Origin of the sequence: Mesorhizobium sp. B2-3-14, assembly GCF_006442175.1 — a bacterium.
GTDB classification, from domain to species: Bacteria; Pseudomonadota; Alphaproteobacteria; order Rhizobiales; family Rhizobiaceae; genus Mesorhizobium; species Mesorhizobium australicum.
Genome location: NZ_VFVP01000002.1, coordinates 838,194 through 851,410, shown reverse-complemented (window position 1 = coordinate 851,410; position 13,217 = coordinate 838,194). Strand labels below are relative to the sequence as shown.

General features: G+C 62.4%; 8 protein-coding genes. 3 read left to right on the top strand and 5 right to left on the bottom strand.

What is annotated here, in order from left to right:
- The first annotated feature begins 91 nt into the window (after window positions 1–91).
- The 3 genes from FJ950_RS08745 to FJ950_RS08735 all read left to right on the top strand — a co-directional run bounded on the left by FJ950_RS08745 (window position 92) and on the right by FJ950_RS08735 (window position 3,026).
- Window positions 92–883, top strand: coding sequence for an alpha/beta hydrolase (locus FJ950_RS08745; RefSeq protein ID WP_140616475.1), 792 nt, complete (start codon window positions 92–94; stop codon window positions 881–883).
- Entirely contained in the window at window positions 880–1,848 is a 969-nt protein-coding gene (locus FJ950_RS08740; protein WP_140616474.1) for a quinone oxidoreductase, read from the top strand. The genes FJ950_RS08745 and FJ950_RS08740 overlap by 4 nt, the downstream gene beginning before the upstream one ends.
- Window positions 1,849–2,714: 866 nt before the next feature.
- A complete protein-coding gene (locus FJ950_RS08735) occupies window positions 2,715–3,026 on the top strand; it encodes a hypothetical protein (RefSeq protein ID WP_140616473.1) in 312 nt (103 codons plus the stop codon).
- A gap of 863 nt (window positions 3,027–3,889) precedes the next feature.
- On the opposite strand, the gene FJ950_RS08730 is transcribed toward FJ950_RS08735, so the two are convergent.
- The 5 genes from FJ950_RS08730 to bcsN all read right to left on the bottom strand — a co-directional run bounded on the left by FJ950_RS08730 (window position 3,890) and on the right by bcsN (window position 12,766).
- Entirely contained in the window at window positions 3,890–6,058 is a 2,169-nt protein-coding gene (locus FJ950_RS08730) for a tetratricopeptide repeat protein (protein WP_140616472.1), read from the bottom strand.
- The gene (locus FJ950_RS08725) at window positions 6,055–7,107 is read right to left on the bottom strand and encodes a glycosyl hydrolase family 8 (RefSeq protein WP_246677799.1); all 1,053 of its coding nucleotides are present in this window, start codon (window positions 7,105–7,107) and stop codon (window positions 6,055–6,057) included. Before FJ950_RS08725 ends, FJ950_RS08730 begins: the two co-directional genes overlap by 4 nt.
- Before the next feature lie 2 nt (window positions 7,108–7,109).
- On the bottom strand, window positions 7,110–9,464 hold the full coding sequence (locus FJ950_RS08720; protein ID WP_140616471.1) for a cellulose biosynthesis cyclic di-GMP-binding regulatory protein BcsB: 2,355 nt from the start codon (window positions 9,462–9,464) through the stop codon (window positions 7,110–7,112).
- Window positions 9,461–11,656 (bottom strand): UDP-forming cellulose synthase catalytic subunit, encoded by a 2,196-nt coding sequence (gene bcsA, locus FJ950_RS08715; RefSeq protein WP_140616470.1) that lies wholly within the window; start codon window positions 11,654–11,656, stop codon window positions 9,461–9,463. The genes FJ950_RS08720 and bcsA overlap by 4 nt, the downstream gene beginning before the upstream one ends.
- 186 nt (window positions 11,657–11,842) lie before the next feature.
- Window positions 11,843–12,766 carry a cellulose biosynthesis protein BcsN gene (gene bcsN, locus FJ950_RS08710; RefSeq protein WP_181166479.1) on the bottom strand — a complete coding sequence of 308 codons (924 nt, stop codon included), beginning with the start codon at window positions 12,764–12,766 and terminating at the stop codon, window positions 11,843–11,845.
- Between the last annotated feature and the right edge of the window lie 451 nt (window positions 12,767–13,217).

The following is a 13,217-nucleotide window of genomic DNA, read 5'->3' as shown; positions in this document are numbered from 1 at the left end:
AGCCAAAGAACTCTCGGAAAGACCCAAAAATTTAGCCCTGCGACCATCGCGATGGCACCACACAAACAAAACCATCGAAAGGTTATGTGAGATGATGAGACTGCTCGCAGGATTGGCAATCGCCATGTCCGTATCAGGCTGCGTTTACGCGCAGTCAGAGAAGCCCGCCAACGTTCAGCCCACCATCGTTCTGGTTCACGGCGCGTTCGCCGACTCATCGAGCTGGAACGGAGTCGTCAAGATCCTCGAGAAGGATGGTTACCCCGTTGTGGCCGCTGCCAATCCCCTGCGAGGTGTCGCCACTGACGCTCAATATATTGCCGATATCGTATCCGGCATTACATCGCCTGTCATCCTGGTCGGACATTCCTACGGCGGCTCGGTCATTAGCGAAACCGCCGATGGCCATGCAAATGTCAGGGCGCTCGTCTATGTTGCGGCGTTTGCACCGGAGGTCGGCGAGACGGCCGCCGCGCTTGCAGGCAAGTTCCCAGGCAGCACTCTTGCGCCCACGCTCGCTCCACCCGTTCCGCTGTCAGGCGGCGGGAAGGATCTCTACATCCGGCAGGAGAAGTTCCGCGACCAGTTTGCAACCGACGTTTCCATCCCCGAGGCAAAGCTGATGGCCGCCACGCAACGGCCCATCACGGAAGCGGCGCTGAACGAGGCCCAGACTGCGGCGGCGTGGAAGAAGATTCCGAGCTGGTTCATCTACGGCAACAAGGACAAGAACATCCCACCACAAGCTTCCGCCTTCATGGCCGAACGAGCGCACGCGCGCGAGACCGTGGTGGTCAAAGGCGCCTCGCATGTGGTGATGGTTTCGAACCCTGAACCTGTCGCTCGGCTGATCGAAAAGGCAGCAGCGGAGGCATCTCGATGAAAGCCGTCGTGATGAACCGATGGGGCGGGCCGGACGTCATCGAGTTTCTCGATACGCTCGAGCCAACGCCAGGTCCGGGAGAAGCCCTGGTTGAAGTCGCTGCGGCTGGCGTGAACTTCATGGACACGGGCGTAAGGCGCGGACTTGCCTGGACCGACGTGCCGGATCCGAAGATTTTGGGCGTAGAAGGCGCTGGCCGCGTGATCGCGGTCGGTGATGGGGTCAGCGATCTTTGGCCGGGCCGTCGTGTCGCCTGGGTGTATTCGCCGGGGAGCTATGCCGAGAGGACCGTGGTACGGGCCGATGCGCTGGTGCCGATACCGGATTCGATCGACGATCGCACGGCGGCGGCTGTGATGATGCAGGGCCTCACAGCCAGCCATTTCGCGACGGATTTCTATCCCGTGCAGCCCGGCGACATCGCGCTTGTCCATGCCGCTGCTGGTGGAGTCGGTCTGCTGCTTACCCAGATCATCAAGCTGAGGGGCGGGCATGTCATCGGCCGCGTGTCCTCGGCAGACAAGCTGGCGATCGCCAAGGAGGCAGGCGCCGATCACGTCATTGTAGATGCCGAAGGGCAATTCGCCGACCAAGTAATTCGCCTGTCGGGCGGCGAAGGGGTGCATGTGGTCTATGATGGCTCCGGTCCCAAGACATTCCAAGGCTCGCTGGATGCGCTCCGCCGAGCGGGCACCTTCTGCTGGTACGGACCCGTCCTGGGCGGTCCTGGCCCGATCGACATTATGGCGCTGCCGAAGAGCATCAAGATCGGCTACGCCACCTTTTTTGATCATATCCATACACCGGAACTGCTTCGCTCGCGTTCGGTCCGACTCTTCCATTGGATCATCGAGGGCAAGCTCAAAATCAGGATCGGCGGCGAATATCGGCTGGCGGATGCGGCAAATGCCCATGCCGACATGGAAAGCCGAACGACCACTGGAAAGCTGCTGCTCATACCTTAGAACCGCGAACGAAGTCAGCCGCAAAGACTGCCGCGTTTGCCCGGGCAGCACAGGAGCGCGGTCATGGGCGGTCAGACCCGGCTCCGTGGCCTCGATCAATTCGTCGAGGACAAGCAACTGAGCCCGGCGCACCTGCCAGACCCACTGCGGATCATCTGTCCGCCGCCCAGAGTGCCCGACCCGCTGAAGCGCCGCGCCGGCTCGAAACAGGAGCCGGCGAGCGTCGATGGGCATGCGTTCTCAATTGAAACCGGGGTCAGTCGCATCAAGTTGTCGAGGTCGCCGCCTCGGCGTCGAGATACCCGATCCGTTCGGCCGGGTCGTTTGGGGTGTCCGCGACCACATAGCGGGCAGGAGGCCTCGCGATGCCACGTGCCGGTGAGCGGCACATGGTCGAGTGTGCTGAATGAAGCCGTGATCATCTGTAGACTGCAGGCGCCTTCGGGAGCGACCAAACCAATCCCGCCACGATGGCGCCCAACACGGCCGCCTCGGAAGTGGCCGACGGCCCGCTCAGCGGTAAAGGCTCGTGCCATCATAATCAATCCGATGCGGTGGGCCATGCAACCACCTATGCAAGGTGACCCCGTCCGCTGCAATTGCAGTTTTCAGAAGACGGCAGCCCTGTCGTCCAAGCTTGACAACCGAGCCCGAATTTATGTTCGTGGACTTGATAAAGAGCCCTGCTATGTGCTTGTTCCAGCCGGGACCGTCGTGTCGAGGAGCTTGCCGGTCCGATCTACACCCGCCCCAAGGCGATGAGTGGATCGATGAGAAGTCCTAATTGAACCTGCTCCGCAACATGTTGGCTCCGCTTTAAAGCTGCCAGGCGCGATCCATCTCTGCTGGACGAGCCACTTGCCGGGATGAATCCGCGAGAGCGCGTTGAGAAGGTTGCCCTGCTGAAGCCGGTCGCGCGCGGCCTCACCACGATCATCATCGACCACGACATGGACTCGCTGTTCGAACTGGTCGAAAGGGTGACCGTACTGCAGGAGATGACGCGCCGGTGCGGCGCGGCCAGTCGCAAGCCCGGTCAAGCACAACAGGAAAGATCGGATGTCAGAACTGCCTTTTACCTCGTCGAGTCCCGGGGCCCGGCGGGATGCGCCGTGGCATCGTTCCGTTGCTTGGCGCTGCCGGAAGAGGCTATTTACAGAACGAAGGCTTGGCTTTGAGGGCCAGTACTTCTTCGTCGATATTCGGCGTGATGGCATTGTTCTCTATGAGCTTGATGACGAGCCGCTCACGAACCCAATCCCGGCAAAGTCGACCGACGCCCTCCGGCTAGCAATTCAATAATTAAACGACAGATTGCTACACGCTCGGGTGTTCGCAAAAACTGCGGGATTTCTCCTTCGGGAATCCAATCTCAAAGAAGCGGCCTTTCTTCTTCATCAGTCAATCGAACAGGCCTACGCAGCGTGTTCCTCGTATGACGAATTACAGCCCTGCATCGCCTAATACCACGTTTCTTCGAAGCCTTGCCGAGACCAGTCGCAGCAGCTAGCCGACATATGGCCTCGTGACCAGCAGCGATTCGTCGCCTGGTTCAACATAATCAATGAGGCTTATGTTAAGGCGCGCTATTCGAAGCACTTCGACATCACGCGAGAAGCTCTAGAGTGGCTCGCAGAGCGCGTCGACGATCTTATCGATCGGGTTGATTCGATCTGCCGATCCCGACTTGAAAAATTGAAAAAAGAGGCAGCACCGCAGCTCAGCGAACCGGTTGAGGGCAAGCCAGTCTCAATTCCAGACTGCCATCTATGCGCCTATCAGAGTACAAACGGTGAAGTTGCGCCTAGGCGTTTCGACGTCAGCAGCATTGGCTCAGTTCGGCGGTTTGCGGCCAATTGAATGGCTGGAAGGGGGCCGCAAGCGGCCCGTCGGCTCGCGAGGTCTGCAGTCGAGAAAGCCGACGTTGGATAGGCTTATGAGCCTGCGTTCCAACGCGCGTCCCGCCACATATCTCGGCCGCGGGCGCATCCTGATGATGACGCCGACGGCTAGCATGTCGAGCGCAAAGGACCGGGCGGCGCTATTGCGCGCTCGGATTGCGAGCATTCCTGACGTCGTTAATGCCTTTCAGCGCGGCGCGATCTCCGGTGGATGCCGCGGCACGGAACACCTGCTCGGCATCGGCAAAGCGGCGAAGCTCCAGGTACGCGTAGCCGCGCAGAACCATTAGGCCGGTACGTTCGGGCGCAATACGCGAACGCTCATCGAGAGCCAGGATTGCTTCGTTGTAGCGACCCATGTCGAAAGCCGTGTTGGCCTGCGTCTCCAGCAAGGCTGTCCTGATCTCGATGCTGCGATCTGAACCCATCGGCGCCTGTGACGCGGCGATCGCGGCCCGGTCGGTCAGGCCAGCGCGCAGATAGGCAAGACTTTGACCGTAGGCGGCATCGGACCGCGTCTTACCCGATCCGCGCAGCGCGACTTCAAACGCTGCCGCTGCCTCGACCGGACGGTTGACCTGCATCAGGCACCAGCCGCGCGACAAGGCCGCGTCCGGCGCAAGAGACGAGGGGTCAAGCGTGGTCGAACAACCACGCGGCGCCGGTTGGGCCCTGCTCGGTCTCGCCACGTGAGGGCTTTCCACCTGGCCTTGACTTGCTTGTCCCTGCGCAACCGCGGGCGGTCGCACCGGTTGATCCGTGGTCGCCTCGTCCGGCGCAACAGCGCGGACCCTGCGCCCGCCCAGCGCCGCCGTTTCAATGCTGCGCTGGCCTACCGTGGGGATGCGCTCCGAGCGCCCCGCCCAAGCGGTCTGAATTTCCTTGACGCCGGCCTTGTCGCCGATCTTCCAGCGCGTCAGCGCCAGACCATAGGCCGAAGGCTCATCGTCCGGCTTCCAGTCGAGCGCCAGCTTGAACCACTGCGCCGCCGTCTGCGCCTGGTTGAGGGACTCCGCGTACCAGCCGAGTTGCTGGGCAGAAGCGGCATCCTTGTTGGCATAAACCTCCTGCACCATGCGCTGTAGCACTTCCGGCTTGAGTGGCGCAGGCGGCGTCACGGCAAGCAGATTGGCGACAGCGGCCAGGTAAACCTTGCGCGTGTCATCGTCGGTGCTACGCCATTGATAGAGGATATCCTCGGCTTCGGCCGGGCGGTTCTGGTTGATCAGGGCGAGCGCCAAACCTTGCGAGGATTTGGCGGTGTTTTCCTTGTCGCGCGCCTTGCGGAACCAGGTCTCGGCGGCTTGGGGATTGTCGCGCCTTACATAGTACCAGCCGAGCAGCAGGTCATCGGAGGTCAGACCGCCATCCCTGGCCAGTGCTTCGACCGTGGTGACGTCCACGGCGGGGATGACAAGCTTCGGATCGGCGTCGGCATTGGCAAGGCTTTGCCGTGCGATATCGCCCCGGAGCGCCGCGAATTCACCCTTGCGATCGGGGGTCTTCTGTTCGGTCGCCAGCAGCAGATCGAGGTTCTGCCTCGACAACAGCGGCAGCGCTTTCTGGATGGTGGCGTAACGCTCCTCGGGTTTCTTGCAGTTGCTAAGGACGTAAAGATAGGCGTCTTTGGCGCGGTCCTCGCGCTTGGTGCTGGCAAAAGCCTCGGCAACGCGCCACAGCACGTCGACATCGCCGCAGGTCAGCAAGCTCGGATTGGCGGAGCCGACGCGGATCACAGCGTCGTATTGCTTCAAATTGGACGCGTTGACCAGTTGCTCGCGCGCTTCGGCGACGGCGAGCCGCTGCATCAGGTCCGTAGGCGGTTGCCAGCCTGCCTGGGCGGTTTGCCGATCGGCGATCGCCTTGCGGAGCTCGGCGAGCTTGCCATCGGAATAGAGCTTCCACATCTGGTCGAGTTGCGGATCGCCTTCCTTGCGCGCCGCCAACGGGTTGTCGGGCGGCGTCCAGTCCGGATAGAGCGCCTTCAGGCGCGCGATCTCGGCGTTCAGCCGCTTGGTGTCACCCTTGGAGGCGAAATAGCGCAGTGCCGTTTCGTCGACTTTCTGCGACGGGGCCGGCGCGGCGGATTGCGCCAGTGAAGCCGCAACGGGCGTAGCATCCGCCTTCGCCGGCTGATCACTCTGATCGGCCACCGCGAGCGGTTTGGAATGGCCGTCCTGCTGGGCCTGGGTGCCGGCCGGCTGCGCGACATTCGGCAAGGTCACATGGCTCGAGAAATAGCCACCCTGATGCAGCACCACCGCGCCGAGCAGTGCCGTGCCGGCAGCTATGAAGACCGTCGGCTTCATAGGCACTCCGGATGGTGGCGGCGCGCATACGCTAGCGCCAGCAATTGCAGGGTCGAGGGATAATAATCCGTCGGCTGGAAGGTTTTCAGGTCGTCGGCCAGCCGCTTGCCGTCGAGCACGCAGGAGACCAGCGCCGGAATGATGCGGTAGCCACTGTCGGCCAGCAATTGCCTGGTCTGGCCGGTGGCGATGTCGACGATGCGGACACGGCCCTGCTCATCCGTCATGCCCGCCATCAAGGGTGCAAGCAGGTCACGATCGTGGATACCGGCGCGCACCAGATAGAGCGGGATGCGCACGGCGTTGTAGCTGAATTCCTGCGGGAAGCCGTCAGCGGCTTCCGGCTTGGTCTTCAGCGATACCCAGTCGGGCGGCAAGTCCGAGGGCCCAATTTTCATTGCACCGGTCAGCAACACCTTGCCATTGGCGGCGAGCTCGCTCCATGGCCCCTTGGGCGCGAGCTCCGCCATCGCCGGAAGTGCCTCGAACACCCAGTAGGACGGATTGACGACCGGACCGTCGGCGCGATCACCGGCGGCGAATCCGGAATTGCCAGGTTTCAGCAGTACAAGATCACCAACCGTTTCCAGGCTGCCGGCGGCAAGCGCCGTCGCCATGCCAGCCGCCGCCTGCATCAGATCCGGCCGATGCCAGGCATCGCCTGCGAGCGACAGGCCATAAGCGATCAGCAGGTCGCCATCGGTGGCATTGTTTGTATCGCTGATATGCGGACTAACGGCGGGATCCCATTTCCAGGCCGCCAAGCCGTCGTCACGCACCATCATCTCCATGCGCGTGAACGCCCAGATGCGGTCGAAATCCCCCCTGTTGCCGGCAAGATAGGATAAAACCAGTCCGTACCCCTGACCTTCGCTGTGACTGATCCCGCCATTGGCATTGTCGACTATTCGTCCCGACGGGTCGAGGAACCTTTCCTTGTAGGCCGACCACTCCTTCGCAGTGATTGCCGACGCCGCCATGGCGGGCCTTACCGGCGCTAGCACCGGGAAGAGCATGGCAAAGGCGAGAAAAAATGTGTGATGCGACATGCTCACTTGCCGCGCCCCAACGATCCGAGCAAGCCGGCCGTCGCCAGCCCCAGCAGGATCGACAACACGGTCAGCACGACAGCGTAGGAGAGCGCGTTCGCGGACAGCCAGTTGGCGACGATCAGCCGATAGTTGGCGAGCGAGAATGGCTGTGTCTCGACGAAACTGAAATGGGTGACCGGGAGCGTGACGACCTTGTCGTCGCCGGAATCGACGGTCGTTAGATGCCCCCCCAGCTGCCGCCACATGCGCTGCTGCGTCAGGGTGCGAACCCCTTCGCGCAACGCCGCGGCGCTCGGCGCGGTGATCAACGTCCAGGTGCCGCCGGCGGTAGGGCTGGCCTCTTGTGCGACAAGCAGGGAGGCGCTGCCTTGCGGCGTGTATTCGGCCGGCCTGCCGGGGAAAATGCTGAAAGAGTCCATCGAGATGTTGAACGTACGCGTCATCCAGTCCTCGAAGGAGCTTACCTGCCCGCGCCAACCGCTGCCGCGCAGCTTCTGACGCCATTCGTCAAAGGTAGTCTCCGTGTTGGGCTTGATCGACGCCACCGCCTCGCCCCAACCCGAGGAGCTATTGCCGGAGACACCGACCTGCGCCAGAACCGTGGGCGGGACCTGCGACAGTGTGCTCAGGAAAATCGCATTGCGGTCGGCGACAGCCGAAGCCGCAGTCGAAGCATCGACCGCGATCAGACGGCCGGCGGCGACAGACATGCGGGCCAGCAGGGTAACGCCCGCCGACACCGTCTCGGACTGGGCGTGGTCCATGATCAGCGGCACCGCATAGTCTGCCCTGCCGTAAGGAAAGCCGGTGCCGCTGGTGCCTGCAAGCTCGGGCGTCCGCGCCACCCGGGCGAAATCCGGCATGACGAATTTGGAGGTATCGAAAACAACGAAGCGCTGCCCGCCCGAAGAGGAGGCGCCAGGCGCGCAGACCGTGTCGGCCTGGGTAAGCAGCACTGCCTCGATGGCGACATTGTTGTCGCCCGGACGGAAGTGCCGCATCGTCACCTTAATCGGCAGGTGGCGCAGGATCTCGCCACCCGCCGTGGTGATCGGCACGGTGGCCGCAATGTTGTCGTTGACATAGATATCGATGTGGCTGCCCGGCAGCACGTCCTGAGAATAGGCCGCGTCAAGCAGGATCGTGGCGTGGCCATAGGCGCCGGCATAGAAATCGGACGGCACGCCGACGGCGAAGTCGGTGCGCACCCGGCGCCCGGAGAATTCAAGCGTATTCACCCCGAGATCGGAGAATTTGAGATTGCCCGCGCCAAGCAGCATCGGCACATCCGGCGTGCGCCAGTTGCGTGTGCCAAGGCTGGTGCGCAGGCTGCCAGCTGGACGATCGACCTGCCGGGCAATGTCGTCGATCGCCATGTCGACGGCCTGCCAATTAGGTCCGCTAATCACCAGGGTCGAGGGGCCAAGTTTCGGATCGTCGACGACGGTCGCGACCGGCCCTGCTTCAGCGCCCTGGGGCAGCGTGGAGAGCACCTTGGCAACATCCGCCGCCGGGCCGAGCACGACCTTGGCGACGCCGGGGCCAGTCTCTGGTGAATTGTCCTCGCTCACTTCGAAGGCCTGGTTCGGCATGTTGGCCATCAGCGCCAGCGCCTCGCCAAGCCGCATGGTCGGCGACGTCGAGACCGCCTGCGCCATGGATGGCACGATCAGGTTGAAAGTCGTGGCGCCGCTTTCGTCGACGCCGATGGCGCGCAAATCCTCAACCCGCTTCCAGTGGCTGGCATCCCCCGCGTCGAAGGAGAGGAATGTGCGCGCAAGGTCGATTTGCGTCCATAATTCGTAGGTCGACTGGACACTGCAGTCGGTGCGATGGCGCTGTACCGCCGAGATGACAATGTCGTTCAACCCGGCGTGCAGCACACGCGGTGGAAGGGCCGTCACGATGTCGGCGGCATTTTCCGCGGCCGCGATCGGCTGATCGACGATGGTCGTGCCGTTGATCGATACGGTGATGCGCGAAGCCTCAGGCGCGACGACGATCGCGTTCTGATAACCAAGGTGGATTTCGCTTGCCGAGGCTGCCTGTTCGGGCGTGAGGAATACCGACCACGATCGCTGCGAATATTCGCCGGCCAACACGAGTTCGCTGAACGGCACAAGATAGCGCTTCGATGGCTCGGCCGCGGTCTGTTGAACCTCGGGCCCGATCGGCGCCGGATTGCTCGCGCCAGGCGGCGTTGCGGCGGGCGCCACCGTTTGCCGGACGACTGGAGGCGTTGATGCTGGCGGCTCTGGCGAAACGGCCGGTCTTTCGCCTGACATATCGAACGGCGTCTGCGCCACCGCGGGCGACGCCGAAAGCAGCAAAAGAAGCAGCCAGGCGCTTCTCATGGCCGCTTCTCGGCGAGCTGTCCGGCCGGCCCCGTGGCCTTACGGCCGCTTAGGTCGCGCCAGAAATAGACCAAGCCGCGATAGGTCTGGTAGATCGCCAGGCGCAAGAACCAGGCCGTGCCGCGCAGCAGGCCGGGATTGCCTCGGCGCGAAAGCTGGAACTGCTCCCATTGCTTGGAATTGGCGAAGATCAAGTCGGCGACCAGCCGGTGGTGCACCGCCTCGCTTGGCTGGTAGAGGCAGCCGACAGCGATGCCATCGGCAGTGCGCTCGAAGTTGCGGACGGTAACCGGCAACACAGCCTCGGTGCCGTCGGCGAACAACTTGAAGCGAATGCCGGCCTTGGCATCCCTCGCCAGGTCCTCGAGCTCCGCGCCCAGCACCGTGACGCGAGCACCGAAGGCCGAGACGTTTTCGATTGTCCCTTTGTGCCATTTGCCGTTGATCTCGAAATCGGCGCGGCGGCTGACATTGACGCGCCTGGTCGCGGCGCGCTCGCCGCGTTCAGAGACGACTCCGAGCGCACAGCCGGCCATGATCAGGTTGAGCAAATTCCAGCCGCCCACGACCAGCGTGACGTCGGCTTTATAGGGCTCGGCATAGACCTTGTAGGCAGTCATCGCCACGCCGATTAGAAGAACGCCGAAGATGACGAAGAACGGCATGGCGATTTCAGACAGACGGCTGGTCGCGATCGACTCGTCCTTGGCGGTCACCTTGAAGGTCGGCTTGCGCGGATTGAGGATCACCGAAATGACGGCCGGCAACAGATGCACGGTTTGCACATACTCATAGAGTTCCGATATCCACGGCCAGCGGAAGGCGCCATAGAGGTAGTTCTGCATCATCAGGTTCACGATCATGTAGCTCAGCGTGTAAGCCATGAACTCGCCGCCGGAGGCGGTGAAGATCTGCAGGTCGAAGAACAGGTAGAACAGCGGCGCAACTAGGAAGATGGCGCGCGGAAACGGGAACAGCCAGAACAGTGTCGATGACATGTAGCAGAGGCGCTGCGGGATGGAGAGGCCGCGCTTCAACGGCGGAAACCGGAAACGCAAGATCTGCATCATGCCTTGCGCCCAGCGGCTGCGCTGGCCGATGAAAGAGGCAAACGTGGCCGGCTGCAGGCCGGCGATCAGCGGTTTGTCGACATAGACGCTGTGCCAGCCGCGCGCATGCAACTCGATGGCGGTCTCGCAGTCCTCGGTGATGCTGACGCCGCTGAAGCCGTTGGTCTCGACCAGCGCCGAGCGGCGCAGCACCGCGGCCGAACCGCAGAAGAAGGAGGCGTTCCACTTGTCGAGGCCGCGCTGGATGATGCCGTAGAACATCTCGTTTTCCGACGGCATCTGCTCGAAGGTTCTGAGATTGCGCTCGATCGGGTCCGGGTTGAGAAAAAAATGCGGCGTCTGCACGAGGAACAGGCGCGGGTCCTCGTCGAAATAGCCGACGGTCTCCTTCAGGAAATCGCGCGCCGGGGCATGGTCGGCGTCGAAGACGGCCACCAATTCGCCGCTCGATTGCGACAGTCCGTTGTTGAGATTACCGGCCTTGGCATGCTCGTTGCGGTCGCGTGTCAGGTAATTGACGCCGAGATCGGTCGCGAGCTTCTGCAGTAGCTCATTGCGGCGCTCGGCATTGTTGGCATCGACGATCCGCTCGGAATTGCGCTTTTGCAGGGTGCCGCCGTCGTCGAGCAGCCAAACGGTGAACCTGTCCGGCGGATAATCCATCCCCCTCGCCGCTGCCATCGTATTGGCAAGCAGCTCAGGGTCTTCGTTGTAGGTCGGGATAAAGACGTCGACGGTGGGCAGGCGGTCATTCGAATTGGAGCGAGACGGCCGCGACGGTAACGGCAATGCGACCACGAAGAGGCTCAGCGCCAGCATCATGACGCTGTAGAGTTCGGCCAGATAGAGTAGGACGCCCGGGATGAAGTTCTCGAGCTGGTTCACCGGAGGCAGCGTCGAGGTGGTGCGCCAGTAGACGTAACGCATGACGATCGCGGTACCGAAAGCCAGCGCGACCAGCCGCCAGATGCCATCCGGACGCACCAGCTTCAGGACCACCATGGCGACAAGCACGCTCATCGAGGCGACGAGCTGGGTCTCAAGGCTGATGGGCAACGACACCATCGTCAGTACGCAGACTGACGCCAAAGCCCATTGCAAAACGATCAGGAACTTCCGCATTCAAGTGCCCCTGCAATCGGCATCGGCAACTATCGCCGCCGCGTGTCATACGCGCACTCTAAAGCGAACTCTCCCTCGCCTCGTCGCTGCCGTGTTCCGGTTGGCGATACAACCCGCAACGCTTGCCCGGATTTCCACTTCTGGCCTGTTTTGCCTTAGGGATGGTTAACGGTCTGTTTCCTTCACCTACTGATTGCAATTGGACGCGTCGGATTGCGCGCAAGGCGGCGGCGGAACGACTATCGCCGGGGCACTGGACGCCCCCGAATTGGGGACGGTTGGAGCAGGCCTGGGCGTCCGCGAGTCTGCTGTCTGTCCGCCCGGCGGAGCCGGCACGAGCGGGCCGATCGGTTGTTCCGAATCCGGCGTCGCGGGAGCCTGCGAGGCCATGACGCGTGGTCGCGAGGCGTGCCGCACCAATTTCGCGGGCGACGGCCGCGGCGTGGTGACAGTTCCGAACTGGGTGGCTCCGAGCGGATAGATCGGATGTCCTGATTTGCCGATCGCTTCATCCGGCGCCGGCGCCTGGCCGTAGGGATTCCAGTTGCGCGTCTTGAAAGATGCGGAGATCGTGTAGCCATACATGACGTCGAGCAAGTGCTGCTCGGACGCATTCTGGTCGCAGAGCCGTAGCCGCACCTGGACCGAGCCCTTGTTGCCGATCAAGGTCTGGGTCGAACCGGTCGAGGTGATGCGCTGCCAGCCATAGAGGCAGGTGTCGCCTGAGGCGCTGCGGCCGACTGCGTAGCCGAACGGACCATATTTATTCTGAACGTAGAAAGGTGAGCGCTGCATGCGGATACCCGGCAGCGCCTGACGCACCTCCGTGCCGACATCGCCGATGGGCAGGTAGCCGTCGCGAAGCCTGCTCTCGCCAGCCATTGAAGCATCGACTGGCCCGAACATCTGCACTCGCAGCATGTTCTGCCCGGGCGTGCGTGCTGAAGTCGAAAGGAGGATGTCCTGTTGCGTAGCGTTGGCGAAGCGCTGCTCCAGCACCGCCGTCACGGCTGGCCCGCCGGGAGGCGGATAGGCAAAGGCGGTTTCGGGCGATATTAGGCTGGTGCCGGTCGAATTGTTCAGGGGTGGTGGATTGGCGCAGCTGGCCAAGAAAAGAATCGAGAGGCAGCCTGCGAACCGCAAAATGTCAATAACCGATCCAGCTTGGGGTCGAGCGGCGGAGATTTGGGCTGGCTGCAGGGAATCCATCTGCAGGAAGCTAAGAGATTCGCTTCCATTAACGAAGACTTAGTACGAATCTTTCGCGCACCTGAAACGCGAGAGGTAGACGATAGAGCCAAAATGGCCACAGTCAGGTTCGCTCAGAAAACCGTCGCAGCCATCGATGTCCGCTTTTAGAAATATCACGGCGTAAGTTGATGGCCGAATGGGGGCGCGTTGCCATGAACGGGGCCGCTGGACGAGCCCCGCTTCGGAGTACGCCTGCGGTGAGGTAGAGCTGTCCGAGCCCGCCGCCGCGCCTGCGTTGAGCGTCGTCCTGCGGGTGCAGAGCATGACGGGCTTCTTCAACAAGGACCCTGACGATGACCCACTCCGCTGT